At 71.8% G+C, this 26637-nt stretch carries 23 protein-coding genes, 1 tRNA gene and 1 riboswitch; of the genes, 7 read left to right on the top strand and 17 right to left on the bottom strand.

Translation table 11 applies throughout. The features are described 5' to 3' along the window. The first annotated feature begins 145 nt into the window (after window positions 1-145). From GHR20_RS21580 to GHR20_RS21570, 3 genes are all read left to right on the top strand, one after another. Window positions 146-1165: an SGNH/GDSL hydrolase family protein gene (locus tag GHR20_RS21580; protein WP_187279346.1), complete on the top strand. Its 1020-nt coding sequence runs from the start codon at window positions 146-148 to the stop codon at window positions 1163-1165. Window positions 1166-1446: 281 nt separating this feature from the next. After that, entirely contained in the window at window positions 1447-2667 is a 1221-nt protein-coding gene (locus tag GHR20_RS21575; protein ID WP_111585929.1) for an acetyl-CoA C-acetyltransferase, read from the top strand. 330 nt (window positions 2668-2997) lie between these two features. Beyond that, a complete protein-coding gene (locus tag GHR20_RS21570) occupies window positions 2998-3777 on the top strand; it encodes a hypothetical protein (protein ID WP_111585930.1) in 780 nt (259 codons plus the stop codon). A 102-nt stretch (window positions 3778-3879) separates the two neighbouring features. Here the strand turns inward: GHR20_RS21570 and GHR20_RS21565 are convergent, their stop codons facing one another. Further along, window positions 3880-4191 carry a hypothetical protein gene (locus GHR20_RS21565; RefSeq protein WP_243878100.1) on the bottom strand — a complete coding sequence of 104 codons (312 nt, stop codon included), beginning with the start codon at window positions 4189-4191 and terminating at the stop codon, window positions 3880-3882. 99 nt (window positions 4192-4290) lie between these two features. On the opposite strand from GHR20_RS21565, the gene GHR20_RS21560 reads away from it, so the two are divergent. Then, window positions 4291-4521: a DUF4287 domain-containing protein gene (locus GHR20_RS21560; protein WP_111585932.1), complete on the top strand. Its 231-nt coding sequence runs from the start codon at window positions 4291-4293 to the stop codon at window positions 4519-4521. Window positions 4522-4597: 76 nt separating this feature from the next. Here GHR20_RS21560 and GHR20_RS21555 read toward each other — a convergent pair whose 3' ends face one another. Together GHR20_RS21555 and GHR20_RS21550 are read right to left on the bottom strand one after the other, a co-directional pair. Further along, window positions 4598-5482 (bottom strand): Bax inhibitor-1/YccA family protein, encoded by an 885-nt coding sequence (locus tag GHR20_RS21555; RefSeq protein ID WP_111585933.1) that lies wholly within the window; start codon window positions 5480-5482, stop codon window positions 4598-4600. Window positions 5483-5675: 193 nt separating this feature from the next. Next, window positions 5676-5762 (bottom strand) — tRNA-Leu (locus tag GHR20_RS21550). A gap of 398 nt (window positions 5763-6160) precedes the next feature. Here GHR20_RS21550 and GHR20_RS21545 point away from each other — a divergent pair. Both GHR20_RS21545 and GHR20_RS21540 read left to right on the top strand, forming a co-directional pair. Next, window positions 6161-6931, top strand: a complete 771-nt coding sequence (locus tag GHR20_RS21545) for an ABC transporter ATP-binding protein (protein WP_148027060.1) — start codon at window positions 6161-6163, stop codon at window positions 6929-6931. Continuing rightward, entirely contained in the window at window positions 6931-9456 is a 2526-nt protein-coding gene (locus GHR20_RS21540) for an ABC transporter permease (protein WP_153814112.1), read from the top strand. The genes GHR20_RS21545 and GHR20_RS21540 overlap by 1 nt, the downstream gene beginning before the upstream one ends. Window positions 9457-9544: 88 nt before the next feature. Here the strand turns inward: GHR20_RS21540 and GHR20_RS21535 are convergent, their stop codons facing one another. The 8 genes from GHR20_RS21535 to GHR20_RS21500 form a co-directional block, all read right to left on the bottom strand. Then, a complete protein-coding gene (locus GHR20_RS21535; RefSeq protein ID WP_148027058.1) occupies window positions 9545-10840 on the bottom strand; it encodes a cyclopropane-fatty-acyl-phospholipid synthase family protein in 1296 nt (431 codons plus the stop codon). A 224-nt stretch (window positions 10841-11064) separates the two neighbouring features. Beyond that, entirely contained in the window at window positions 11065-12438 is a 1374-nt protein-coding gene (locus GHR20_RS21530; protein ID WP_111585937.1) for an NAD(P)/FAD-dependent oxidoreductase, read from the bottom strand. A 444-nt stretch (window positions 12439-12882) separates the two neighbouring features. Further along, on the bottom strand, window positions 12883-13824 hold the full coding sequence (locus GHR20_RS21525; protein WP_111585938.1) for a Ppx/GppA phosphatase family protein: 942 nt from the start codon (window positions 13822-13824) through the stop codon (window positions 12883-12885). Further along, a complete protein-coding gene (locus tag GHR20_RS21520; protein WP_148027056.1) occupies window positions 13821-14360 on the bottom strand; it encodes a DUF501 domain-containing protein in 540 nt (179 codons plus the stop codon). Before GHR20_RS21520 ends, GHR20_RS21525 begins: the two co-directional genes overlap by 4 nt. Before the next feature lie 45 nt (window positions 14361-14405). Beyond that, a complete protein-coding gene (locus GHR20_RS21515; protein ID WP_111585940.1) occupies window positions 14406-14882 on the bottom strand; it encodes a septum formation initiator family protein in 477 nt (158 codons plus the stop codon). A 151-nt stretch (window positions 14883-15033) separates the two neighbouring features. After that, a complete protein-coding gene (gene eno, locus GHR20_RS21510; protein ID WP_148027055.1) occupies window positions 15034-16323 on the bottom strand; it encodes a phosphopyruvate hydratase in 1290 nt (429 codons plus the stop codon). 660 nt (window positions 16324-16983) lie between these two features. After that, window positions 16984-17700 carry a transglycosylase family protein gene (locus GHR20_RS21505; RefSeq protein ID WP_111585941.1) on the bottom strand — a complete coding sequence of 239 codons (717 nt, stop codon included), beginning with the start codon at window positions 17698-17700 and terminating at the stop codon, window positions 16984-16986. Between the two features lie 4 nt (window positions 17701-17704). Beyond that, window positions 17705-17874: riboswitch (cyclic di-AMP (ydaO/yuaA leader) on the bottom strand. A 177-nt stretch (window positions 17875-18051) separates the two neighbouring features. Further along, a complete protein-coding gene (locus GHR20_RS21500; RefSeq protein WP_153814111.1) occupies window positions 18052-19197 on the bottom strand; it encodes a transglycosylase family protein in 1146 nt (381 codons plus the stop codon). 271 nt (window positions 19198-19468) lie between these two features. Here GHR20_RS21500 and GHR20_RS21495 point away from each other — a divergent pair, with 271 nt between their 5' ends. Further along, complete coding sequence (locus tag GHR20_RS21495; RefSeq protein ID WP_153814110.1) at window positions 19469-20152, top strand: DUF899 family protein; 684 nt, start codon at window positions 19469-19471, stop codon at window positions 20150-20152. Window positions 20153-20219: 67 nt separating this feature from the next. On the opposite strand, the gene GHR20_RS21490 is transcribed toward GHR20_RS21495, so the two are convergent. The 6 genes from GHR20_RS21490 to GHR20_RS21465 all read right to left on the bottom strand — a co-directional run bounded on the left by GHR20_RS21490 (window position 20220) and on the right by GHR20_RS21465 (window position 26576). Next, window positions 20220-21503: a cytochrome P450 gene (locus tag GHR20_RS21490; protein WP_153814109.1), complete on the bottom strand. Its 1284-nt coding sequence runs from the start codon at window positions 21501-21503 to the stop codon at window positions 20220-20222. Next, window positions 21500-22489 carry a nucleoside triphosphate pyrophosphohydrolase gene (locus GHR20_RS21485; RefSeq protein ID WP_153814108.1) on the bottom strand — a complete coding sequence of 330 codons (990 nt, stop codon included), beginning with the start codon at window positions 22487-22489 and terminating at the stop codon, window positions 21500-21502. The genes GHR20_RS21490 and GHR20_RS21485 overlap by 4 nt, the downstream gene beginning before the upstream one ends. A gap of 117 nt (window positions 22490-22606) precedes the next feature. Beyond that, window positions 22607-23260 carry a SurA N-terminal domain-containing protein gene (locus GHR20_RS21480; RefSeq protein WP_148027128.1) on the bottom strand — a complete coding sequence of 218 codons (654 nt, stop codon included), beginning with the start codon at window positions 23258-23260 and terminating at the stop codon, window positions 22607-22609. Window positions 23261-23455: 195 nt separating this feature from the next. Beyond that, window positions 23456-24283: a glycoside hydrolase domain-containing protein gene (locus GHR20_RS21475; protein ID WP_153814107.1), complete on the bottom strand. Its 828-nt coding sequence runs from the start codon at window positions 24281-24283 to the stop codon at window positions 23456-23458. Between the two features lie 98 nt (window positions 24284-24381). Next, window positions 24382-25917, bottom strand: coding sequence for a serine/threonine-protein kinase (locus tag GHR20_RS21470; protein ID WP_153814106.1), 1536 nt, complete (start codon window positions 25915-25917; stop codon window positions 24382-24384). Next, the gene (locus tag GHR20_RS21465; protein WP_153814105.1) at window positions 25914-26576 is read right to left on the bottom strand and encodes a hypothetical protein; all 663 of its coding nucleotides are present in this window, start codon (window positions 26574-26576) and stop codon (window positions 25914-25916) included. Before GHR20_RS21465 ends, GHR20_RS21470 begins: the two co-directional genes overlap by 4 nt. Window positions 26577-26637 lie beyond the last annotated feature (61 nt).

The following is a 26637-nucleotide window of genomic DNA, read 5'->3' as shown; positions in this document are numbered from 1 at the left end:
GCTGCAAAAAAAGTGGTCGTAGTGGTGCCGTCAGCCTACGGCCCCCGGCACGGCCCAGGCGGTCGTTCACTCCCCGTCGAGATTGGCGCACGCCCTGTACGGGGCAAGGAGTGGGTGTACGGCTACGAGGAGGTGGCGGCGACGCATGACGAACATGTCGAGGGCACGGGTGGCCCGGCGGATCGCGGCCGGGGCGGCGTACGGCGGGGGCGGGGCCGGGCTGGTCGGAGCGGCCGCGGTCGGACTGCTGCTCGCGGAGATGCGGCTGGCCCGGCGCCAGGTGGGCAACGGCACCGGCGAGCGGGTGCCGGGCGCGGAGGGGACGTACGGCCGGGTGTACGACGTGCCCGGTGAGCCGCCCCTGCGCCTGGTGATGCTCGGCGACTCCACGGCGGCGGGGCAGGGGGTGCACCGGTCGGGGCAGACCCCGGGCGCGCTGCTGGCCTCCGGGCTCGCGGCGGTCGCGGAGCGCCCGGTCCAGCTGCGGAACGTGGCGCTGACCGGGGCGCAGTCCGACGATCTGGACCGCCAGGTCGCGCTGGTGCTGTCGGCCGGGCTGCCCGCCCCGGACATCTGCGTGATCATGATCGGTGCGAACGACGTGACGCACCGGATGCCGCCGACGCGTTCGGTACGGCATCTGTCGGCGGCGGTACGGCGGCTGCGCACGGCCGGCGCGGAGGTGGTGGTCGGCACCTGCCCGGATCTCGGCACCATCGAGCCGGTGCAGCAGCCGCTGCGCTGGCTGGCGCGGCGGGCGTCGCGGCAGCTGGCGGCGGCGCAGACGATCGGGGTGGTGGAGCAGGGCGGGCGCACGGTCTCGCTGGGCGATCTGCTGGGCCCGGAGTTCGCGGCCAATCCCCGGGAGCTGTTCGGCCCGGACAACTACCACCCCTCGGCCGAGGGGTACGCGACGGCGGCGATGGCCGTGCTGCCCACGGTGTGCGCGGCGCTGGAGCTGTGGCCGGCCGAGGAGGACCGTCCGGACCTCACCCGGCGCGAGGGCTTCCTGCCGGTGGCGCGGGCGGCGGCCGAGGCGGCGGCGGAGGCCGGTACGGAGGTCACGGCGGCGATGCCGACGGGGCCGCGCGGCCCCTGGGCGCTGCTCAAGCGGCGCCATCGCCGCCGGGTCCCGGAGCCGGAGACGGCGGCACCGTCCTCCTGAGGGCAGGCGCCGGGCGGGCGAGTGCGCCGTATCCTGGCCTCACCCGCCCGACGCGCCTCCGGACCCCGCCCGGCGCAGGTCCGGCGCCCGCCCGGACGGCCGATGGCGTCCGGGCGGCCCACCGACCGGCACCCCGCCCCGCCCGCCGGAGGCGCCCGGCAGCCAAAGCAAGCGCTTAGAAACTGCGGTCAGTGTCACACCCCGACACCGATGACCTGTCAACTACGGCCGGGTAACTTCCAGACCGGCCCTGCAACAAATCCCGTTCATCTGGAGCCCCGATGCCCGAAGCCGTGATCGTCTCGACCGCCCGCTCCCCCATCGGCCGCGCCGGCAAGGGGTCGCTCAAGGATCTGCGCGCCGACGACCTCGCCGCCACGATCATCCAGGCCGCGCTCGCCAAGGTGCCCGGGCTGGACCCGACGGACATCGACGACCTGATGCTCGGCTGCGGTCTGCCCGGCGGCGAGCAGGGCAACAACCTCGGCCGGATCGTCGCCGTGCAGATGGGCATGGACCACCTGCCCGGCTGCACCATCACCCGCTACTGCTCCTCCTCGCTCCAGACCTCCCGGATGGCCCTGCACGCCATCAAGGCCGGCGAGGGCGACGTCTTCATCTCGGCCGGTGTCGAGACCGTCTCGCGCTTCGCGAAGGGCAGCTCCGACAGCTTCCCGGACACCCGCAACCCGTTCTTCGCCGAGGCCGAGGCCCGGACCGAGGCCGTCGCGCAGCAGGAGGGCACCAGCTGGCACGACCCGCGCGAGGACGGGCTGGTCCCGGACGCGTACATCGCGATGGGCCAGACCGCCGAGAACCTGGCCCGCTGGAAGGGCATCACCCGCCAGGAGATGGACGAGTTCGGCGTCCGCTCGCAGAACCTCGCCGAGCAGGCCATCGCGGCGGGCTTCTGGGAGCGCGAGATCACCCCGGTCACGCTGCCCGACGGCACCGTGGTCGGCAAGGACGACGGCCCGCGCGCCGGCGTCACCCTGGAGGGCGTCTCCGGCCTGAAGCCGGTCTTCCGCCCCGACGGCCTGGTCACCGCCGGCAACTGCTGCCCGCTCAACGACGGCGCCGCCGCCCTCGTGATCATGAGCGACACCAAGGCCCGCGAGCTGGGCCTGACCCCGCTCGCCCGCATCGTGTCCACCGGCGTCTCCGCCCTCTCCCCCGAGATCATGGGCCTCGGCCCGGTCGAGGCCAGCCGGCAGGCGCTGCGCCGGGCCGGTCTGACCTCGGACGACATCGACCTCGTCGAGATCAACGAGGCGTTCGCCGCCCAGGTGATCCCCTCCTACCGCGAGCTGGGCTTCGACCTCGACAAGGTGAACGTCAACGGCGGCGCGATCGCCGTCGGCCACCCCTTCGGCATGACCGGCGCCCGGATCACCGGCACGCTGATCAACTCCCTCCAGTGGCACGACAAGCAGTTCGGCCTGGAGACGATGTGCGTCGGCGGCGGCCAGGGCATGGCGATGGTCATCGAGCGCCTCAGCTGACGCTCCTCGCGCGCACCGGTGACCCGGCTCGCCCGCACCACCTGACCCACCGTCCGTAGCGAATCGGGCACCTTACGTCAGGGATCGGCCCAGAACCCGCGAAACCACCGGGTTCTGGGCCTTTCTGTGATCCAATCTCCCCCAGGATGTGACCTATCTCCCCCGCCCCGGGCATCGGCGCAGGTCAGCACCGGACGGCACCCCGCCGGAGATGACCGCGAGGCCAAAGAGCTGTCCGTTTCGTGACGTTACGCACTGACAGCTGGGTAGTCCGCCCTTCAAGCTGATGTAGGAAGTCGGGGGTCGACTTTTGAACCTGGGAGTACGTCAGTGAGCGCCATGCCGATCGCCCTGCTGCTCACCACGGCCGCCACGGGCGCCGTGGGCGTCGCCGTCCTGCGCACCGTGCTGAAGCTGCGCCGTCAGCTCACGGAGCTTCAGGCACAGCTCGCGGAGAACCGGTCCGCGGCGACGCACGCCCTGCTGCCGCACGCCCGCAGCCACGCCGACACCGAGCGGATACGCGCGGCCGTGGCCGAGGCGCTCGCCGAGGAGCGGGAGCGGGAACTCGCCGAGGCGCGTGCCTTCTGGGCCGCGCAGGAGGCCCGGGACGCCTCCGACGCGCCCTCGGTGCTCGGCCTGCCCGACCACGAGCCCTTCCTGCCCCGGGAGTCCGACTTCGCGGGCCTGGAGCCGGTGGCGGAGTCCGCCGCCGACGCCGACGAGTTCGCCGGGGAGTCCCCGGAGCTGGCCGCGGCGCGCCGCCGGCACCCCTCCCACCCGGACTTCGTCCCGGCCCAGTCGGCCGCGGGCGACCAGGAGCGCACGGCCACCACGCTGGAGCACCTGGCCGACGAGCATGTGGCGCTGTCCGATGTGCGCCCCGGCCCGCTGGGCACCCTGGACGTCTATGTCTTCGCCGACGGCACCACGCTGTGCATGACGCCGGGTCACCGGGAGACGGCCGAGCGCCTCGCGCGGGCCGTGGAGGCGGGCGACGCCCCCTATCTGCTGGGCGGTTCGGGCGTCTCCGGCGCCTACACGCTCACCTTCGCCTGCGGCGAGGACATGATCTACATCCTGGCGGACCGCGTCATCGCGTCCCTGTAGAGCGGAACGGCGCCGGGGCGCGCGGCGCCTTGGTCCCCGGTCCCGTTCACCACCGGACGGCGCGCCCGGAGCCCGACCCCGTCCACCACCCGGGCGGCGCGCTCAGACCCCCGCCCGCCCCCGCGCCTCCTCGACGAGCCGTACCGCCTCGGCGACCTCGTCGTCGCTCCTGAGCACCAGCGCCAAGTCGTGCGCGGCCACCAGGATCTGGTCCGCCACCGCGAACATTCCCGCCTCCGGCATCTCCCGGGGCTCGGTGCCCGGCTCCTCCACCGCCTGCGCCCGCCGGGACAACTCCCGGGCGAGCGCCAGCGCCTCGGCGGCGGCGCTGCGCTGGAGCCTGCTCTGCGGCGCGGCACGCAGCCGGTCGGCGAAGTGATCCACTGCTTGGGTCAGGGGCGTCGTATCAACCACCCGCCGAGCGTAACGCGCCGCACTGTTGCCAAGAGGCGAACCCTCGGGCACGGTGACGTGAAGGACCGGCCCACATCCCCTTTGCGCCCGGAGGTGCCGATGTCCCAAGTCTTCTCCACGGAGACCCACCGCAACATGCTCGCCCGCATCCCGCACTGCACCGGTCGTGAGGTCTCCGACTGGCTGCGCACCGTCGAAGAGGGCCCCGCCCTGTTCCGCTTCGAGGAGAAGGTCAGCTGGCTGAGGCACGAGTACGACCTGGCGTACGGCCACGCCAAGGCCATCGTGCACGAGTACGACCTGCGCAGGGCGGCCCGCAAGCTGCTCTGAGCCACCCGCCCCGGACGGCGAAGGGCCCCGGACGGGAAGCCCGGGGCCCTTGCCTGAACTGCGCGCCGTACGCGCGCTAGTCGTTGTTGGTGAAGATCGCCACCAGTCGCAGCATCTCCAGGTAGATCCACACCAGGGTGACGGTGAGGCCGAACGCGGCGAGCCAGGACTCCTCGCGCGGCGCGCCGTAGGCGATGCCGTCCTGGATCTGCTTGAAGTCGAGCGTCAGGAAGAACGCGCCGAGCAGGATCGCGATGATGCCGACGACCGCGCCGAGCGGGCCGAAGCTGCGCAGGCCGCCGTCCTCGGCGACGCCGAACACGACCAGCAGCAGATTGACCACCATGACGGCCATGAAGGCCATCGCGATGGCGAGCCCGATGCGGGCGTAGCGCGCGGTGACCCGGATCCAGCCCGCCTTGTAGACGAGGAGGGTGGCGCCGGCGACGGCCATGGTGCCGAGCACCGCCTGGAAGGGGGCACCCTGCCAGCGGCTGTTGTACATCTCGCTGATGACGCCCAGGAAGACGCCCTCGAAGGCCGCGTATCCGAGGATCAGCGCGGGCACCGGGGTGCGCTTGAAGTTCTGGACCATCGCGAGGACGAACGCGATCAGCGCGGAGCCGACGGCCAGGCCGTAGCTCGTGGGCGAGACCGGCAGCAGGGCCCAGGCCAGGACGGCGCCCAGGACGACCGTACCGAGCGTCAGGGCCGAGCGGACGACGACGTCGTCCATCGTCATCCGGCCGGTGGCGGCCGGGGCCTGCGGCGGGGCGCCGTACTGCACGCCCGGCTGTCCGTGGCCGCTCTGCGCGTACGGGTTCTGGCCACCTTGCGCGTAGGGGTTCTGCGCGTACGGGTTGCCGCCTGCGTACCCGGCCTGCGGTGCGGCGTTGAAGCCGGCGTAGCCGTTGTCGCGGCTGAAGCCCCGTCGCGAGAAGACCGGGTTACTGCTCCTCATCTCACTCCTCCATGGCTGCCTCGCGCAGCCTTGGCTCCAAGCGTAATGGATTGGCAAAGGATCGATCGTGCTACCTGAGGAGGATCTTTCCCCGGCCGTGTCGACCCACACGCTACGCGGAGGAGTACGCCCCGGCCATGGGTGATCGTCTTCTATGACGAACCCGCTACCTGACCGAGCGTATGGAGTGAGGTGGTGCCCGGAGCCGGACTTGAACCGGCACGCCCGCGAAGGGGCAGCGAGGTTTAAGCTCGCCGTGTCTGCATTCCACCATCCGGGCAGGCCATGGGCTCCGCTTCGAGGGTCCGAGCCTATCGGGACGCATCCCCCGAACAGCGGAACGTCCGACCGATGTTGTCTTATTTTATTGACGTCTGAGGGTGCATCAGACCATGGAACTCGCCATCCGCACTTGCCAGTAGCGTGACGTGACGCATGTGCACCTGTATGTGAAATGACGGAATTTCACCGCCGAAAGAAGGGCGCTCCCCCCGTTCTTGGCGGCGGGGCCCCCACCCCGGCCTCAGGGACCGGGGTCCTCCCCAGGTATGACACGGCACCCGCCCGGTCCGTCCCGAGTCGCCCCCGGGAACCGGAACAGCGGCTGACTTCCCGGGCGCCGGGCACCGGGACGATAGAGAAGTCCCCACGACCTACCGTCCCGAGGAGCACCGTCCCGTGACCACCACACCCACCGCAGGCACGGCCACCGCCGTGGCCGCCCGCGCCACGGAGCTGTCGAAGATCTACGGGCAGGGTGAGACCCGGGTGGTCGCCCTGGACCGGGTCTCCGTCGACTTCCGGCAGGCCGAGTTCACCGCGATCATGGGCCCCTCGGGTTCCGGCAAGTCCACCCTGATGCACTGCGTGGCCGGTCTCGACACCTTCTCCTCCGGCTCCGTGCGCATCGGCGACACCGAGCTGGGCTCGCTGAAGGACAAGCAGCTCACCAAGTTGCGCCGGGACAAGATCGGCTTCATCTTCCAGGCGTTCAACCTGCTGCCGACCCTGACCGCGCTGGAGAACATCACCCTCCCGATGGACATAGCCGGGCGCAAGCCCGACAAGGCGTGGCTGGACCAGGTCATCTCGATGGTGGGGCTGTCCGGGCGGCTGAGCCACCGGCCGTCCCAGCTGTCCGGCGGCCAGCAGCAGCGCGTCGCCGTCGCCCGCGCTCTGGCCTCCAAGCCGGAGATCATCTTCGGCGACGAGCCGACCGGAAACCTCGACTCGCGCTCCGGCGCCGAGGTCCTCGGCTTCCTGCGCAACTCCGTGCGCGAGCTGGGCCAGACGGTGGTCATGGTGACCCACGACCCGGTGGCCGCCGCCTACGCGGACCGCGTGGTCTTCCTGGCCGACGGCCGGGTCGTGGACGAGCTGTACGGCCCGACCGCCGACTCCGTCCTCGACACCATGAAGCAGTTCGACGCGAAGGGCCGGACCAGCTGATGTTCCGCACCGCCCTGCGCAACGTCCTCGCGCACAAGGCCCGGCTGCTGATGACGGTGCTCGCCGTCATGCTCGGCGTGGCCTTCGTCTCCGGGACGCTCGTCTTCACCAACACCATCTCCGACGCCTACCAGAACAGCTCCGCCAAGGGCTTCGACCACGTCGACGTCGCCGTCGCACCGAAGTACCAGGACTCCGAGGGTGACAAGGTCGGCAAGCTGGCGGACCTTCCGCGGGCCACGCTCGACAAGGCCGCCGCGGTGCCCGGCGCCGCCTCCGCCACCGGGGTCGTCAGCGGCTTCACCGCTGTCGCGGACCAGCACGGCAAGCTCGCCGGCGGCGACTGGCAGTCCACCGGCGGGAACTACTGGGGCACCAAGGACGCCCGGTACCCGCTGACCAGCGGCCACGCTCCGCACGGGGCGAACGAGGTGCTGCTCGACGCCAAGACCGCCCAGCGGGCCGGCTACAAGGTCGGCGACACCGTGCGGCTCTCGGTCGACGGACCCGTGCTCACCCCGACCGTCGCGGGCATCTTCACCACCGACGACGGCAACGTGACCGCGGGCGGCAGCCTCGCCCTGTTCGACACCCCGACCGCGCAGAAGCTCTTCCACAAGAAGGGCTACGACGAGATCGACGTCAGGGCGAAGCCGGGCACCACCCAGGCCGCGCTCAAGGACGCGCTCGACAAGGCGCTGCCCGCGCACCTGGTGAAGACCACCACCGGCAAGGAACTCGCCGACGACCAGGCGAGGACGATCGCCGACTCGATGAGCAGCATGAAGCAGAGCCTGCTGGTCTTCGCCGGGATCGCCCTGTTCGTCGGCACGTTCATCATCGCCAACACCTTCACCATGCTGGTCGCCCAGCGCACCAGGGAACTGGCCCTGATGCGGGCGGTCGGCGCCTCCCGCCGCCAGGTCACCCGCTCGGTGCTGATCGAGGCGTTCGTGGTCGGCGCGGTCGCCGGGGTGGCCGGACTGGCCGCCGGTATCGGCATCGGCGCGGGCCTGCGCGCCCTGGTGGGCTCCTTCGGCGCGAGCATGCCCGACGGTCCGCTCGTGATCAGCCCGGGAACCGTGGTGGCCGCCCTCGCGGTCGGCATCCTCATCACCATGCTCGCCGCCTGGCTGCCCGGCCGCCGGGCCGCCAGGATCCCGCCGGTGGCGGCGATGAACAGCGTGCACGCCACGGCGACCACCAAGTCGCTGGTCCTGCGCAACACGATCGGCGCGCTGTTCACGGCGGCCGGTGCCGCGGTGATCGTCGCCGCCACGTCGATGGACGCCTCCTCCGGCGAGGGCCCGATGGGTCTCGGCGCCGTGCTGCTGATCATCGGCGTGTTCGTGCTGACCCCGCTGCTCTCCCGCCCGCTGATCGCGGCCGCCGCCCCGCTGCTGCGCGCGTTCGGCGTCTCGGGCAAGCTGGCCCGCCAGAACTCGGTGCGCAACCCGCGCCGTACGGCCGCCACCGCCTCCGCGCTGATGATCGGCCTGACCCTGATCACCGGTATGACGGTGATGGCGGGCAGCCTCCAGTCGTCCATCGACAAGATGGCCGCCTCCGCGATCCGCGCCGACTACGTGGTCTCCATGGCGAACGGCTCCTCGCTCTCCCCGGACGTGGCGAAGAAGATCGCCGCCACCGACGGCGTGACCGCCAGCAGCCCGCTGCGCAACGCCGAGTCCCGCATCGACGGCAAGACCGAGTTCGTGACCGGCGTCGACGGCGCGTCCATCGCCAAGCTGACGGACCTGAAGGTCGACCGGGGCAGCTTCACGGTCGGCGGCGACCGCGTCGTGGTCGACAAGGAGCGCGCCAAGGAGTACGGCTGGACGCCCGGCTCGCACTTCACCGCCCACTTCGAGGACGGCAAGGCGCAGAACCTGACGGTCGCCGGGATCTACGACGGCAACGAGATGATCCGCGGCATCATGGTCGACAACAAGGTGCTCACCCCGCATCTGGCCGAGCCCACCGACATGCAGGTCATGGTCAAGACGGCGAACGGCGCCTCGAGCGCGACCAAGGACCGGCTGGCGAGCGCCCTGGGCACCAACCCGGCGATCAAGATCCAGGACAAGCAGGACATCTCCGATGGCATCGCGCAGATGTTCACCATGATGCTGAACATGGTCTACGGCCTGCTCGGCATGGCGGTGATCGTCGCGGTCCTCGGCGTCGTCAACACCCTGGCGATGTCGGTGTTCGAGCGCTCCCAGGAGATCGGCATGCTCCGCGCGATCGGCCTGGACCGCAAGTCGGTCAAGCGGATGGTCCGCCTGGAGTCCCTGGTGATCTCGCTCTTCGGCGGTGTGCTCGGCATCGGACTCGGCGTGTTCTTCGGCTGGGCGGCCGGTGAGCTGCTCGGCACCAAGATGCCCACGTACGAACTGGTCCTGCCCTGGGGCCGGCTGGTGCTCTTCCTGGTGCTCGCGGGCCTGGTCGGCATCCTGGCCGCCCTGTGGCCGGCCCGCCGCGCGGCCAGGCTGAACATGCTGACGGCCATCAAGGCCGAGTAGCGGACCCGCCGTACGGCAGCACGCCGTACGACGCGCAAGGGGCCCCGTTCCGTCACTGGAGCGGGGCCCCTTCGCCGTACCGGCCGGGTCAAACCTGCCAGGTGCGGGTGCGCGGCGGCAGCACGGAGGCGCCGGAGGGCGGGGTGCGGACCGCGAGGACCTGGTTGACGCCGATGCGGTTGTGCTCGAAGGCGAGCGCGGAGGCGGCCATGTACAGCAGCCACACGCGCGCCCGGCCGGGGCTGGTCAGCCGGACCGCGCGGTCCCAGCCGGCCTCCAGGTTGGCCACCCACGCGCGCAGGGTGCGGCCGTAGTGCTCGCGCAGCGCCTCCACGTCGCGCACCTCGAACCCGGCGGCCTCCAGCTGGGTGACGGTGGTGCCGATGGGGGCGAGTTCGCCGTCCGGGAAGACGTAGGCGTCGATGAACTCGTCGACGTTGTAGGACGATTCGTCGCTCTGCGGGCGGCGGGCGATCTGGTGGTTCAGCAGCCGCCCGCCGGGCTTCAGCAGCCCGTACAGCTGCCGCGCGTACTCCAGATAGCGTTCGGCGCCGACGTGCTCGGCCATGCCGATGGAGGAGATGGCGTCGAAGGGGCCGTCGGAGACGTCCCGGTAGTCCTGGACCCTGATCTCCACCTTGTCGGTCAGGCCCTCGTCCGCGATGCGCTTGCGGGCGTAGCCGGCCTGTTCCTGGGAGAGGGTGACGCCGACGACGCTCACGCCGTGCTCACGGGCCGCGTGCAGGGCCATGGAGCCCCAGCCGCAGCCGACGTCCAGCAGCCGCTGACCCGCCTTCAGGCCGAGCTTGCGGCAGACCAGTTCGAGCTTGTCGCGCTGGGCGTCCTCCAGGGTGGCGTCCTCGCCGAAGGACTCCCAGTAGGCGCAGGAGTACACCATGGAGGGGCCGAGGACGAGCTCGTAGAAGTCGTTGCCGACGTCGTAGTGGTGGCTGATGGCCCGTCTGTCGCTGTGCCGGGTGTGCAGATGGCGGGGCCTGCGGGCCTCCTCCTGCGGCGGCGCGGGCGGGATGGGCGGCCCGGCGAGCTTCAGCAGCTCGCGGCCCGCCGCCCGCACGGCCGGGTCACGCAGCGCCTGGAGGAGCGTGCGGTCGTCGTCGCGCTCCCAGATCAGTGCCGACATGGCGTCCAGCGTGGTGTACAGGTCGCCCTCGATGGCCAGATCGCCGGAGACCCAGGCGCGGGCCAGGCCCAACTCCCCCGGTTTGAAGAGGATGCGGCGCAGAGCGCGCCGGTTGCGCACGACGAGCGTGGGTGCGCCGGGGGGCCCGGCCTGTGATCCGTCCCAGGCCCGCAGCCGTACCGGGAGCGGGGCTCCCAGTACCTGCTCGGCAAGACTGCTCAGCCGCGACGCGGCGTCTGCCATGACGCACACCTCCAAGACGAGATCCCGGATGCCGGATACCACGTAAACACCGTGGAGCGTCCCGCACAGTCCCGGTAAGGAGTTACGACTGGGCAAAACAGTTGCACTGACCACCTGGATGGCCCGGGGCGCCGGGGAGGCGTCCAAGAACGCCGAAGGACCTCCCGCACCACGGATGGCGGGAGGTCCCTCGGATCGTTCTGCGGCCGGCGGCTGACCTGTGGTCAGGAAGCCTTGGCCTCGGTCTTCGCGGCGGCGACCGGCGCCGGCTTGGCGGCCTCGTAGAACTCCTCGCGGGGGTTCTCCATGGCGCCCAGGGACACGACCTCGCGCTTGAGGAACATGCCCAGCGTCCAGTCGGCGAAGATGCGGATCTTGCGGTTCCAGGTCGGCATGGCCATACCGTGGTAGCCGCGGTGCATGTACCAGGCGAGACGGCCCTTGAGCTTGATCTTGGTCTTGCCCAGGACGATCATCGCCACGCCCTTGTGCAGGCCGAGACCGGCGACGGCGCCCTTGTTGCCGTGCTCGTACTCCTTCTGCGGGAAGCCCCGCATGCCGGAGACCACGTTGTCGCCGAGGACCTTGGCCTGGCGCAGCGCGTGCTGGGCGTTCGGCGGGCACCAGGCGTTCTCGTTGCCCGCCTTGCGGCCGACGAGGTCCGGGACCTGGGCGTTGTCGCCCGCGGCCCAGATGTAGTCGGTGCCCTTGACCTGGAGCGTGGGCTCGCAGTCGACGTGGCCGCGCGGGCCGAGGGGCAGGCCGAAGCGGGACAGGGCCGGGTTCGGCTTGACGCCGGCGGTCCACACGATCGTGTTGGAGTCGACCTCGAGGCCGTTCTTGAGGACCACGTGGCCGTCGACGCAGGAGTCCATGGAGGTGGAGAGGTAGATCTCCACGCCCCGGCTCTCCAGGTGCTCCTTGCCGTACTGGCCGAGCTTCGGGCCGACCTCGGGAAGGATCTTGTCCGCGGCGTCCACGAGGACGAACCGCATGTCCTCGCGGGAGACGTTCTTGTAGTACTTGGCGGCGTCGCGGGCCATGTCCTCGACCTCGCCGATGGTCTCCGCACCCGCGAAGCCACCGCCGATGAAGACGAAGGTGAGCGCCTTGCGGCGGATCTCCTCGTCGGTCGTGGAGTCAGCCTTGTCCAGCTGCTCCAGGACGTGGTTGCGCAGGCCGATGGACTCCTCGATGCCCTTCATGCCGATGCCCTGCTCGGCGAGGCCGGGGATCGGGAAGGTGCGGGAGACCGCGCCCATGGCGATGACCAGGTAGTCGAACGGCAGCTCGTACGCCTCGCCCACGAGGGGGGAGATCGTGGCGACCTTGCGGTCCTGGTCGATGGTGGTGACCCGGCCGGTGAGGACCTCCGCCTTCGGCAGCACGCGTCGCAGCGGGACGACGACGTGGCGAGGGGAGATGCTGCCGGCGGCGGCTTCGGGGAGGAAGGGCTGGTAGGTCATGTACGACCGGGGGTCGACGACCGTGACGGTCGCCTCGCCGTAGCGCATCTTCTTGAGAATGCGCCGAGCTGCGTACAGGCCTACGTACCCACCGCCTACTACGAGGATCCTGGGACGCTCCGTGGTGCTCATGGCATCGAGTATCCACCCGCTGAAGGGGGGTGGCTCGTGCGCCCCTTCACAAGGTTCTGGAGGGGCTGTGCTAAACTCCGCGGCTCGCGTGACGCAGATCATGTCGCCGGGCAGGAACCGCGAGGCGGTTCGTACCGTTGTCAAGGCCGTGTGAGCTGCTGGTCCGGGTCTTCGAGGCGATCGTAGAGACTCCGGGGCGGCCCGTGGAACCCCTCCTTCCGGCCATCTTTGCGCGCCTCATCTGAACATGTTCAAACGGGTTTTGACCCCCCGGAAGGGCCAAGTGGCCCCCTTCGGGGAGGGGTCCGGACCCATTTCCTTGTGAAGAACTTCACGAAGGTTTCCGCCGGGGTGTGAACGAGGGGCCCCTGGGGGCCCCTCGAAGACGCTCAAACGTTATCCGGCCTGCTCAGCCGGACGCTACCGACGGGTAACAAAAGAGAGCTACGCCACCGACCAGGCGATGCCGTCGAGGATGTCGTGCTCGCTGACGACGACCTCCTCGGCGCCCGTGCGCTCCATGATCGCGAGCAGCACCAGGGCGCCCGCGCCGATGACGTCGACCCGGCCCGGGTGCATGGCGGGGATGGTGGCGCGTTCGGCGTGGGTGGAGTGCAGCAGGTGCTCGGTGATCTCGCGGACGCGGGCGCGCGGGACGCGGGAGTGGTGGATGCGCGCGGAGTCGTACTCCGGCAGGTCCTGGGCGATCGCGGAGACCGTGGTGACCGAGCCGGCGAGGCCGACCAGGGTGCGCGCCTCGCGCAGCGGGACGGCCTGCTCGGCCAGGTCCAGCGCGGCCTCGATGTCGGCGCGGATCGCGGCGATCTGCTCCTCGGTGGGCGGATCGGAGACCTCGCCGCCGTGCACCAGGTGCCGCTCGGTCATCCGCACGCAGCCGACGTCCACGGAGCGCGCGGCCCGCACCCGGTCGTCGCCGACGACGAACTCGGTGGAGCCGCCGCCGATGTCCACCACCAGATAGGGCGTGGCGAGATCCGTACGGCCGCTCAGCTCCCGGGTCGCGCCGATGAAGGAGAACTCGGCCTCCTGGTCGCCGGTGATGACCTCCGGCTCCACGCCGAGGATGTCCAGCACCCCGCGCACGAAGTCGTCGCGGTTCTCCGCGTCCCGGGAGGCGGAGGTGGCGACGAAGCGCAGCCGCTCGGCGCCGTGCTCCTTGATGATCGCGGCGTACGCGCGGCACGCGGCGAAGGTGCGCTCCAGCGCCTCGGGGGCGAGCCGGCCGGTGCGGTCGACGCCCTGGCCGAGCCGCACGATCGTCATCCGGCGGTCCAGGTCGACCAGTTCGCCGGTCGCCGGGTCGGCGTCCGCGACCAGCAGCCGGATGGAGTTCGTACCGCAGTCGATCGCGGCGACCCGGGTCACTGCGCCGCCCCCTCGGGCTCCTGCGCGAGCGTCACGCACGCGCCCTTGCGCCACCACTCCGGCAGCATCGCGATCGCCTCGTCGCCGAGCGGGTTGACGCCGGGCCCCGCGGCCAGCGAGTGGCCGACCAGGACGTGCAGGCACTTGACCCGGTCCGGCATGCCGCCCGCGCTCGGGAAGCCCGCCAGGACCTCGATCTCGTCCCGGCGCCGGATGTAGTCCTCGTGCGCGGCCCGGTAGGCGGCGGCCAGCTCCGGGTCGCTCTGCAGGCGCTCGGTCATCTCCTTCATGACGCCGTTGGCCTCCAGCGTGCCGATGGCCGAGGCGGCCTTGGGGCACGTCAGGTAGTACAGCGTCGGGAAGGGGGTGCCGTCGGGCAGGCGCGGCGCCGTCTCCACGACGTCCGGCTGACCGCACGGGCAGCGGTGTGCGATGGCGCGCAGGCCCCGCGGCGGGCGGCCGAGCTGCTGCTTGAACGCCTCGACGTCCGCGTCGGTGGGCTCGGTGCGCGGGGTGGGCGGCGGAGGGGTTTCCATGACTGCTTTCAGAGTGGCTTTCTGTGCGTCACCGGCCGGGGCCGGTCACTGGTCGGAGGCGTCGGACTTGTCGACCCCGTCCCAGATGTTCGTGTACCAGGGCCGGTGGGCGGCCTTGAGATCGGTGCGGGACTGCCGGGCCGCGCCCGGGTCGACCACCACGTACCCGGTTTCGCCGGGCATCACGTAGTGCAGACGTTTGCGGATCTGCTGCTCCGCATAGGCGTCGTCCTGCCAGCGCGCCTTGAGGTCGCGCAGCTGTTCGACGCGCTCGCGGGCGTCGGCCTGCTGCCGCTGGAGGTCGGAGATCTGGGCACGCTGCGAGACGTACTGCCGCATCGGGTAGGCGAGCGCGACCACCAGCGAGCACAGCACCAGCGCGAGCAGCGCGGCGCGGCCGGTCAGCCGGGAGCGGCGTGCCTGCCGCTTGGTCTGCGAGCGGTAGACCCGGGCCGCCGTCTGCTCGCCGAGCAGCCGCAGCCTGGTCGCGGTGGAGAAACGGTCCCGGTCCCTTGCGGCCATGTCGGCTCTCCGCCTCCCCTTTCACGCCCTCTTCGGGCGGTCGCACACGTGCGTACGTCCCCGGACACGGTACGGGACCGGGTACGGGGACGTACGTACGACTGGCCAAGAGGTGGTCCGGGGTGGACCAGCGACTTAGCCCCTGCCGTGGCTACTGGTTCGCGGAGCGGAACCGCGGGAAGGCGCTGCGGCCGGCGTACACCGCGGCGTCGTCGAGGATCTCCTCGATGCGCAGCAGCTGGTTGTACTTGGCGACGCGCTCGGAGCGGGCCGGGGCGCCGGTCTTGATCTGGCCGCAGTTGGTGGCGACGGCCAGGTCGGCGATGGTGACGTCCTCGGTCTCGCCGGAGCGGTGGGACATCATGCACTTGAAGCCGTTGCGCTGGGCCAGCTCGACGGCGTCCAGGGTCTCGGTCAGCGAGCCGATCTGGTTGACCTTGACGAGCAGGGCGTTGGCGGAGCCCTCCTCGATGCCGCGGGCCAGGCGCTCGGGGTTGGTGACGAAGAGGTCGTCGCCGACGATCTGGACCTTGTCGCCGAGGCGGTCGGTGAGGACCTTCCAGCCGCTCCAGTCGTCCTCGAACAGCGGGTCCTCGAGGGAGACCAGCGGGTAGGCCGCCACCAGCTCCTCGTAGTACTCCGTCATCTCGGCGGCGGAGCGCTCCTTGCCCTCGAAGAGGTACGTGCCGTCCTTGTAGAACTCGGAGGCGGCGACGTCGAGGGCGAGGGCGATCTGCTCGCCGGGCGTGTAGCCGGCTTCCTTGATGGCCTCGAGGATCAGGTCCAGGGCCTCGCGGTTGGAGCCGAGGTTCGGGGCGAAGCCGCCCTCGTCGCCGAGACCGGTGGCCAGGCCCTTGTTCTTCAGGACCTTCTTGAGGGTGTGGTAGACCTCGGCACCCCAGCGCAGCGCCTCGGAGAAGGACTCCGCGCCGATCGGGGCGATCATGAACTCCTGGATGTCCACGTTCGAGTCGGCGTGCGAGCCGCCGTTCAGGATGTTCATCATCGGCACCGGCAGCAGGTGCGCGTTGGGGCCGCCCAGGTAGCGGAAGAGCGGCAGGTCCGACGCCTCGGAGGCGGCGTGCGCGACGGCCAGGGAGACGCCGAGGATGGCGTTGGCGCCCAGCGAGCCCTTGTTGTCGGTGGCGTCCAGGTCGAACATGGCCTGGTCGATCAGGCGCTGCTCGGTGGCGTCGTAGCCGACCAGCTCCGGGCCGATCTGCTCGATGACGGCGAGGACGGCCTTCTCGACACCCTTGCCCAGGTAGCGGTTGGGGTCACCGTCGCGAAGCTCGATGGCCTCGAAGGCGCCGGTGGAGGCGCCGGACGGGACGGCGGCACGACCGGTGCTGCCGTCGTCGAGGCCGACCTCGACCTCGACCGTGGGGTTGCCTCGGGAGTCCAGGATTTCCCGGGCTACGACGACGTCGATGGACGGCACGAGCATCTCCTTCTTGGATGTGACGCTGGAAGTGCGGGGCGGCGGCCGTGCGGCTGCGCCTTGCGACTAGAGCCTAACCGTCCCGGGGTCGCCGGCCACCGACCGACCGTCTGGTGGGCGACGGGGACATGCAGACGGTACCCATTGTTCAGCACCGGAACAAAGGGGTTGGCGGATGAGACCCCGCTGAAGTCCGGGAAAACACAAGACCCCACCCCGGCGCGAACGGGGGAAAGCGCGCCGGGGTGGGGTGCTTGGGGGCGGGTGCCCCGGGAGAACCGTGGGGGGATGCGGGCCCCTGGGCCGTTGGGGGCCGGTCGCCGGGGGCCGGGTTCTCGGGGCTCGTCGCGGAGGGGTCCGCGGGCGCCTCGGGGGAGGCTCCCGCACCCGTGGGGACGGGTGGGCCCTTGGGGGGTGGGCCCTTGGGGGCGGGGCGGCCTCTTGGGGACGGGCGGACCCTTGGGGACGGGCGGACCCTTGGGGACGGGCGGACCCTCGGGGACGGGCGGACCCTCGGGGACGGGCGGACCCTCGGGGACGGGCGGACCCTCGGGACGGGCGGACCCTCGGGGACGGGCGGACCCTCGGGGACGGGCGGACCCTCGGGGACGGGCGGACCCTTGGGGTACGGCACCGGAGGCCGTACCCCCTTGGGTCGGACTACTTCAGGTGGAGCTGCTGGCCCGGGTAGATCAGGTCGGCGTTGTCCACGATGTCCTTGTTCAGGTCGAACAGCTTCTTCCAGCCGCCGGCCACGTGGTGCGCGGTCGCGATGGAGCTGAGGGTGTCGCCCTTGACCACCTTGTACTCGCCGTCACCCTTCTTGACCTTCTTGCCGGTCGGGGTGGTGACGGTCTTGCTCGCGGACGAGCCGGAGGAGGTGCTCGTGGACTTGGACGGCGCCGGGGTGGTGCGCTGCGTGGAGCGCGTGGCGGCCTGCTCGTCCGTGGAGCGGGTGGCGGTGCTGTCCGACGGGGTGCTCGCCCCGGCGGAGCCGCCGTTCGGGGTGCTGCTCAGACCCTTGCCGCAGACCGGCCAGGCACCCTTGCCCTGCGCGGCGAGAACCTTCTCGCCGATGGCGATCTGCTGCGACTTGGTGGCCTGGTCGGCGCTCGACGCGTAGGCGGTGCCGCCGTACGCGGCCCAGGTCGAGGCGGAGAACTGGATACCGCCGTAGTAACCGTTGCCGGTGTTGATGGACCAGTTGCCGCCGGACTCGCACTGCGCGACCGCGTCCCACTGGGAGTCGGTGGCGGCGGAGGCGGTGCCGGTGGCCATCAGCGGGGCGGCGACAGCGGCACCGGTGACACCGGCGAGCGTGACGACGCGGACGGCCTTGGACGGACGACGGTGCTTGCCCTTGCCGGAAAACAGCATGGAACGATCCCCTCACCGACGCCTGCGAGGTGAGCTGTCGGGTTCGGGCCGGTTGAGTTGCCCGGCCACCCCTCCCCGTGGAGGCGTGGCTTCACCCCAAGCCGGTCCGGCATCAACTGCCGGGCCCGGCACTTACCTTGGGTCCCCCGCTCCTGCCTGCGGCGCATGACGCGACGACTGTTCCCGGGCAGCCGCTGGCAGGATTCGGCGTTGCGGCCGCCGGGGCTCGTGGTGACGAGCGGCCTCGACCGTAGCCACGTGATCCGCGGAATTTCAAAGACGATCAAGGCTTCTGAGACTCATCCCACACTTTCACCAAATCGGACATTTACCGATCAAGTGGGGCGTCAACTAGCCCTGGTCCGCGCCCGTTTCGTCACTGACTTTCAGGGTCTGACCGGCGGTGATGTGATTCGGGTCGGCGCCCACGACCTTCTTGTTCACGGAGTAGAGCGTGTGCCATCCGCCGTGCACGTCAAGGGAGTCGGCGATGGCGCTCAGCGAGTCGCCCTCGCGGACGGTGTAGCTGCCCGGCTCGCGGGAGGCGTGCCGGCCGGAGGCGGAGTCGTTCTGCCCGTTTGCCGTGCTTTCGTCCGCGTCGCCGCCGCGGTGGCGTCCGCCGGTGAGGGCCCCGGTGTCGACTAGGTTCCAAGAGCCGACGGTCTGCCGGGGGTTGTCCGGGGTGCCGGTGGACGGCGCGGGCGTCGCGGAGCCGTCGGCGGGCGTGGACGGCGTGCCCGGCACGGAGGGATCGGACGAGGCCGGGTCGGACGGGTCCGGGGTGGGCGTGCCGGTGCCGGAGGTGCCGGTGCCGGAGGTGCCGGTGTGCTTGCCCGGCTTCGGGCTCGCGTGCTTGCCGCTCTGCTTGCCGGAGCCGTGGCTCGGCGAGGTGGAGGGGCCGGCGGAGCCGGACGGGTCGGTGGAGCCCTTCCCGGAGCCGGAGTCCTTGCCGGAGCCCGTGCCGGTTGCGGTGCCGTCGCCATTGCCGTTCTGGTCGCCGCTCTGGGTGCCGGCCGGGGTGGAGGAGTCGGGCAGGCCGGACGGGTCGGTCGTGCCGCCGTCCTGGCCGCTGCCGCCGCTGCCGCCGCCGCCGACGCCCGGGTCGACGCTCACGGAACCGGAGTTCGAGGTCAGTCCGGACAGCAGGGCGCAGGTGGCCCAGGGCGAGGTGCCCTTGTCCTTGAGGATCTTCTCGGCCACGGCGATCTGCTGCGAGCGGCTGGCCTGGTCGGCGGAGGAGGCGTACTGCGTGCCGCCGTGGGCGACCCAGTCGTCCTGGGATATCTGGAGGCCGCCGTAGTACCCGTTGCCGGGGTCGGCGCTCCAGGCGCCGCCGCTCTCGCAGTTGGCGACCTTGTCCCAGGTGGTGCCGTCGGCCGCGTGGGCGCTTGCGGCGCCGAGCAGCGGGATGGCGATGGCGGAGCCGGTCACACCGGCCGCGACGAGGAGGGCCGGAGCCTGACGGGGGCGGCGGTGACGACCGTTCCCGGAAATCATGCGGAAGCCTTTCGTGCGACGGCGGGGACCGGCGCGGCGGGTGGTGCCGGTCGCCGCGCTGAGGGGTGAAGGTAGCGGCACACGATCACTTGTCACAAGTTCATGCCGCGCGGATAACGCGAAGATCACAGAACTGAACGTCCGCCCCTCCGCTCCGTCACGTCCCGTTTCACCCGTCGGGCACGGCGGCGCCTCGCCCCCGGGGCGCGGGGCTCACGGAACCATGGAACCGACCCGATTCCGGGGGGCTGTTCACCCAGGAGGACACAAGATGCGGCACACCCGGTTGCACGGTGAGTCCGCGGAGTACCTCGCCGCCCGCGAGGAGCTGCGCCGCGCCGAGATCGAGCTGATGCGCGAGCGCGAACGGGTCGCGGCCCTGCGCCGGTCGCTGCCACCGGGGGCCGAGGTCGACGACTACGTGTTCCTGGAGGGCCCCGCCGACCTCGACGCGGGCGACGCGCCCGTGCGTGAGGTTCGCCTGAGCGAACTGTTCACCGGCGGCCCGGAGCGGCCCCTGCTCGTCTACCACTTCATGTACGGCAAACGGCAGTCCGACCCCTGCCCGATGTGCACCCTGTGGATCGACGGCTTCGACGGCGTCGCCCACCAGGTCGCGCGCAACGCCGACCTGGCGGTGGTGGCCGCCGCCGGCCTGCCCGCCCTGCGCGGGCACGCCCGCGCCCGCGGCTGGTCCCGGCTGCGGCTGCTCGGCGCCGGGGACAGCACCTTCAAGTACGACCTGGGCAGCGAGGACGAGGACGGCGTCCAGGACTCGACCGTCTCGGTCTTCACCCGGGACGCGGACGGCACGGTCCGGCACTTCTACTCGGCGCACCCGCGGATGGCCGAGGACATCGACCAGCGCGGCATCGACCTCCTCAACCCCGTCTGGCATCTGCTCGACCTGACCCCGGGCGGCCGGGGCGACTGGTCCGCGGGCCTGGACTACTGAGCGGGCGGGGCTACCGGTTCGCGGGCCGGGCTACCGAGCGGGCGGGGCTACCGGTTCGCGGGCCGGGCTACCGAGCGGGCGGGGTGAACTCCACCGGCAGGGTGCGCAGGCCCCGCATGATGAGCCCGCCGCGCCAGCGCAGTTCGTCCGGTTCGGCGGCGAGCCGCAGGTCGGGCAGCCGGGTCAGCAGGGTGGCCAGCGCGGTCTGCCCCTCCAGGCGGGCGAGCGGGGCGCCCAGGCAGTAGTGGATGCCGTGTCCGTACCCGAGGTGCTGGTTGTCCCGCCGGCCGAGGTCCAGGGTGTCCGGGTCCTCGAACCGCTCCGGGTCCCGGTCGGCGGCGGCCAGGACGACGAGCACCGGATCGCCGGGCGCGATGTCCTGGCCGCCGACGGTGAGCGGCTCGGTGGCGAAGCGCCAGGTGGCCAGCTCCACCGGGCCGTCGTAGCGCAGCAGCTCCTCCACCCCGGTCGCGAGCAGCTCCTCGTCGCCGCGGGCGAGGGCTTCCTGGAGGCGGTGGCGCTGTTCGGGGTGGGTGAGCAGGGCGTAGGTGCCGTTGCCGATCAGGTTGACGGTGGTCTCGAAGCCGGCGAACAGAAGGATGAAGGCCATCGCCGCGGCCTCGTTCTCGGTGAGGTGCTCGCCGTGGTCGGAGGCGCGGATGAGGCCGGAGATCAGGTCCTCGCCGGGCGCGGGCTCGGCGGGCAGCGCCTCGCGCTTCTTGTGGATCAGCTCGGCGAGGTAGCCGCGCATCTTCTTCACCGACCGGGCGACACCGCCCCGGGGCCCTCCCCCGTGCCGGATCATCATGCCCGCCCAGTCCCGGAAGTCGTCCTGGTCCTCGCGCGGGACGCCGAGCAGGTCGCAGATGGCGTAGATGGGGAGCGGGAAGGCGAACTCGTGGATGAGGTCGGCCGAGCCGCGCTCGGCGAACCGGTCGATGAGGTCGTCGGTCAGCTCCTGCACCCGGTCCGCGAACTCGGCGACCCGGCGAGGGGTGAACGCCTTGCTGACCAGCCGCCGCAGCCGGGTGTGGTCCGGCGGGTCGATGTTCAGCAGGTGCGTCATCAGCTCGGCCTTGCGCTCGCCCGGGATGCCGGTCTTGCCCCTGGCGTGCTCGGGCTCGTCGTGATGCGCCGGGTTCTTGCTGAGCCGCTGGTCGGCGAGCGCCTGGCGGGCGTCCGCGTACCGCGTGACCAGCCATGCCTCCACTCCGCTGGGCAACCGGGTCCGCCGCACGGGCGCGTGCTCACGCAGCCACGCGTACGCCGGGTAGGGGTCGGCGGCGAACTCCCAGGTGAACAGCTCGGGAGCGGCGGGAACGGTGTCATCGGGGGGAAGCTGGTCGGTCACTCCCCGACGGTATCCGGCAACCCCTCCGCCTTCCGTATCGCGTCCCGGTACGTCCGGGCCGCGGCGCGCAGGGCGGTCTCGGGGTCGGTGCCGGCGGCTTCGGTGCGGGCGGCGAGGGCGAGGAGGGTGTAGCCGATGTCGTCGCCCTCGGGGAGGGGGACGTCGAGGCCGGCGACGCGGGCGCGGGAGGCGAGTTTGGCGGCGAGGGCGAGGCCGGGCTGGCCGAGCGGGATGCCCTCGGTGACCGAGGTGCGGCGCTTCTCCTCGGCCTTGGTGCGCAGCCAGTGCGCCTTGACGTCCTCGGGGGTCTCCGCCACCGCGTCGCCGAAGACATGGGGGTGGCGGTGGACGAGCTTGGCGACGATGCCGCCCGCCACGTCGTCGATGGAGAACGGTGTCTCCGGGTGCTCCTCGGCGATCCGGGAGTGGAAGACGACCTGGAGCAGGACGTCGCCCAGCTCCTCGCGCAGCTCCTCGCGGTCGCCGGCCTCGATCGCCTCGACCAGTTCGTACGACTCCTCGATGCCGTACTTGGCCAGGCCCTCGTGGGTCTGCCGGGAGGACCAGGGGCATTCGACGCGGATGCGGTCCATGACCTGGACGAGGTCCAGCAGCCGGGCGCCGGGCAGGTCGTACGAGGCGGGCAGCAGCTCCAGCTCGGGCATCCGGACCCGGCCGGAGCCGGCCAGCCGGGCCAGGCCGTCGGTGAGGGCGGGCTCCCCCTCGCCCGTCGCCACGACCACCACCGTGCGCCCGCCGGCGCAGGCGTCGATCAGCTCCTGCGCCGCGGGCGCCGCCTCGGACACCTCTATACCGGCCTCCCGCAGATACGGCAGCTGCGGATGGGCGCCGTCCGCGCACAGCACGGCGTCGGCGGCGCGCAGCGCCCGCCACGCGGGCCAGGACAGCAGGCCGGGGGCGACGCGGTGGCTGGTGGTGAGGAGGACGATGCGGCCGGGGCCGGCGGTGGGGCTGGATGCGTTCACGATCCGAAAGTAACCCACCGCCGCGACGAGCGGATTCGGTTGTCCACAGGGGCACCCGGGTCGTGTGATCGTACGACTTCCGCCGTCGCCGACCCGCGGCCAGCGGCCCGCGTCGCCCTACGCCGTGACCGGCTGGCCGGACGACACCGAGGTGACCTCCCGCACCCAGGGCGTCTTCGCGTCCGTCCGGCTGCTCTTCTGCACGTCCCAGGTGCCGTAGCGCGGGTTGACGTCGATGTGCAGTTCCCCGGACGCCTTGGCGAGGGCCTTCCAGAAGGCGGGCTGGGTGGTGTCGGTGCCGAGCCGGGCCGCGAGCTTCTGCGCCTCCAGCTGGAGGCGGAGGTTCTCGTCCAGGTGCGCGGGGGCGATGCCGTACTTCTGGAGCCAGGTGGTCCGCAGGCCCTTGGCGCCGCCCGTCTGCTGCTCCAGGCTCGCGCGCAGCTGCTGGACCTCCTTGCGGGTGACCGAGACGCCCTCGTCCCGCGCGGCCCGGTGGATGACCTGGTCCAGGACCATGTTGTGCAGGGTGTCGCGGGTGAGGCTGCTGGTCTGGGCGAGCACCTGCTGGTACTGGCCCTGGTCGGGCACCGCGGCCCGCTGGGCGTCGCGGACCTCGCCGACCCGGTTCTCCAGCTGCGCGACGGTGATCCGCTGTCCTCCGACGACGGCCGCCGCGCCCGGGTGCGCGCCGTTTCCGCAGGCGGTCAGCAGGGGGGCCGCGGCGGCGATCGCGGCGGTGAGGACGAGCGCGGTGCGACGGCGGCGGTGCAAGGAGACCTCCAAGGGGAGATTGCAAGGACAGGTGCGGCGCGCCAGCGCCTCCGCCAGGGGTGGTGGTCGGGCGGCGGGCGGGCGCACAAGGTCTTGCGGTGATCGATGGTAGGCAGTGGCGCTGCTCCGGCCAACCCATTCGACCAACGATTCACCGCGGCTTCGGGCACCGCCGCGCCCCCGCGAGTTCGCCGCTCAGCCCGTGATCGCGACCGGGCCGTCCCACGCGTCGCGGTCCACGGTGAGCGTGACCCCGCCGTGCGTCTCCTTGCTGTTGACCATGTACTGGTGGCCGCGGCTGTGCCCGGTGTACTGCCGGGCGCCCCACGGCCAGTCCGCGGTCGTGGTGTTCTGCTTGTCGTACAGCGCGTACCAGAGGTTGCCCGGCAGGTCCGTCTTGTCGGCGGCGGTGGTGATCGCCCTGGCGCTGGAGCTGGTGAAGCCGTAGAACCCGGCGCGGTACGTCTTGGCGTGCAGCTGCTTGTCGAACGCGCGCACATACGTCAGTACGGCGGTGTCGCACGCCGTGTTCGCGGTGTCGTACCCCTCCATGTCGAGGTAGACGGGGCTGCCCGCCTTCATGCCGAGGGCGGCGGCCTTGGCGACCGCGTCGTCGGCGTCCTGCGTGCCGAGGCTCGCGGCGTTGGCGGCGGTGATCTTCTCCGGGTCGGAGCCGGTCCGGCAGGGCGGCTGGGCGCCGACGTAGAGGGGGACGATCTTCCAGCCGAGGGAGCCGACCGACTTCACCCAGGACGCGGTGAGGTTGGGCTGGGCGCAGCCGCGGTTCTTGCCGCCCACGTAGACGGCGGCGGCGCCGTAGAAGCCGGTGTGCCATGCCTTCATGGCGGACAGCGAGGGCGCGGTGCAGGCGTCGAACGCCCGCCCGGTGAAGGTCTTCTGGGCCGGCCAGGTGGTGGCGGCCATGGAGGTCTGCGCGGCGAGGCCGGCCCCCGCGACGACGGCGGCGCCCACCACCGCCCAGGTGATGTGTCTGCGCTTCCTGGACTGCCGGTGTCCGGCCATGGTGCCCACCTCTGAGGGTTCTCCGCGCGAAGTCCGTGCGGTGTCTGTGCGATGTCTGTGCGATGTCTGTGCGCATGGCCGGATGCGGCCGGATGACTCTAGCCGCGCACCTGGCCCAGCCAGTGCAGGGTGCGGCGGATCTCGACGGCCATCGGGTGGCCGGGGCCGCCGAGGCGTTCCACGTCCAGCACCAGGCGGGCGAGGGTGTCGTGCGCGGCGGGCCGGTCGCCGAGGGCGAGCAGCAGATGGCCGATGCGCCGGCGCACCTCGTGGGCCTGCTGCGGATCACCGGACACGTACTGGTTCTCGTAGTACGGCAGCAGGGCGCGGTACTCGGCGAGCGCCGCCGCCGGTTCACCCAGCTGTTCGAGGCATTGCGCGGCGTCGTAGCGGAAGCGCAGGGACGCCGGGTCGGCCTGGCCGGCCTCGGCGGCGCGTTCGTCGGCGAGCCGGCGCAGTTCGGGCAGGGCGCGCCGGTACTGGCCGTCGTCCATGAGGGTCGCCGCGTACTGCTTGCGCAGGGTGCGCACCACCGGGGAGTGCGCGCCGTGCTGTTCGGCCGCGGCGGGCAGGATCGCGCCCAGGATGTCGACGGCCTGGGTGATCCGGCCCTCCCCCAGCAGGCGTTTGACCTCGTCGACGGCGGCGGCGACATCGGGTTTGCCGGCCGCCGGGGCCACCGGTGCGGCGGGGGCCGGTTGCGGCGCGGGGGTGCGCGCCCGGTCGGGCCAGGGGGCGTGCGGGCGCAGGAAGGGGCGGGTGGGGTCCAGGGGCGCTCCGCTGGGCATGCCGCGGGCGGGCAGCAGCGGTGCCAGGTGCTCGTACACCTCCTGCGCGGAGGCCGGCCGGTGCTGCGGGTCCTTGGCGAGCAGGCGCAGCACCAGGCTCTCCAGCGCCTCCGGGACCTCGGGGCGGATCCGGCGCACCGGCAGCGGCGGCTCGTACAGGTGCCGGTGCAGCACGCCGAGCGCGGTGGCGCCGGTGAACGGCACGTCGCCGCTGAGCAGTTCGTGCAGCAGCACCCCGAGCGCGTACAGGTCGGTGTACGGGCCGACCGCGCCGCCCATCGCCTGCTCGGGCGCCATGTAGGCGGGCGAGCCGATCGGGGAGCCGGTGTGGGTGAGCCGGGTGGTGTCGGTGTCCATGACGGAGGCCACGCCCAGGTCGAGCACGGTGACCAGGCCGTCCTGCTTGACCATCACATTGCGGGGCTTGAGGTCGCGGTGCACGATCGGCACGGCGTGCACCGCGCTGAGCACGGCGCACAGCTGGGCGGCCACCGCGACCGCCCAGGGCCAGGGGTAGGGGTCGTGCTCGGCGAGGTGGTCGGAGAGGTCGGCGCCGTCCACGTACTGCATGACGAGGAACAGCTCCTCGCCCTCGCTGCCCGCGTCGTGCACGGTGACCAGGCCGAGGTGGTCGACCTGGGCGGTCACCCGGCACTCGCGCTCGAAGCGGCGGCGCAGCTCGTCGGCCTCCTGGCCCGCGACCTTGTCGGGGCGCAGCAGCTTCACGGCCACGCGCCGGTCGAGCCGCTGGTCGTACGCCGTCCACACCTGGCCCATGCCGCCCTGGCCGATGAGGGTGGAGAGTTCGTAGCGGCCGGCGACGAGACGTCCTGTCGCCACGGTCACCTTCCGCTTCCGCCCTCGGGCCGGCCGTCGCGCTGTCCGTCCTGCTGCCCGTCGTGCTTGCGCAGGTAGTCGCTGAGTTCGTCCAGCTCGGCCCGCACCTGGTCGATGCGCGCGGGGGCGGGGCGGTGCGGGGGCGGGGCGATGGGCGGCGGGCCGGGCACGGGGGTGTGCGGGGCCGCCGGGGGCGGGGTGTGCGGGCCGGGCAGGGCGGGGGCGGCGGGCATGGCGGACAGGACGGGCGCGGCGTACGACGGGACAGCCGGGCCCGGGTATCCGTACGCCGGTGCCGAGGTGGACCGGGCCTCGAACTCCCGTGCGCGGCGCCCGTAATGGCGTATCTCCGCGATGAGGTAGTACGTGGTCACGGAGACCAGCGTGACGAGCACCAGGAACATGCCCAGGGTGCCGCCGGTGCCCGACGCGTCCTCGGACGGATCGTTCCCCACCAGGACGATGCTGGTGACGTCGATGAACAGCGCGGTCACGAACAGGCCCCAGTCCAGGGGCCGGCGGGTGACGGCGGCCAGCCGCAGCAGCATCGCCCAGGCCAGGAAGCCGATGCTGAGGAAGCCGGCCGCCACGAACAGCACGCGCAGCAGGACCAGCACCGCGAGGTGCGGCGGCCTCTTGGCCGGCTGTCCGTGGCCGTGGCCGTGCATGGCTGCTCCTGTTGCCCGAAGTCCTGGAACCGACGTGTGGATCGAGCATATGGCCCGGCGC

The organism is Streptomyces sp. SUK 48 (genome assembly GCF_009650765.1).
GTDB lineage: Bacteria > Actinomycetota > Actinomycetes > Streptomycetales > Streptomycetaceae > Streptomyces.
This window is presented reverse-complemented; position numbering and strand designations above follow the sequence as displayed.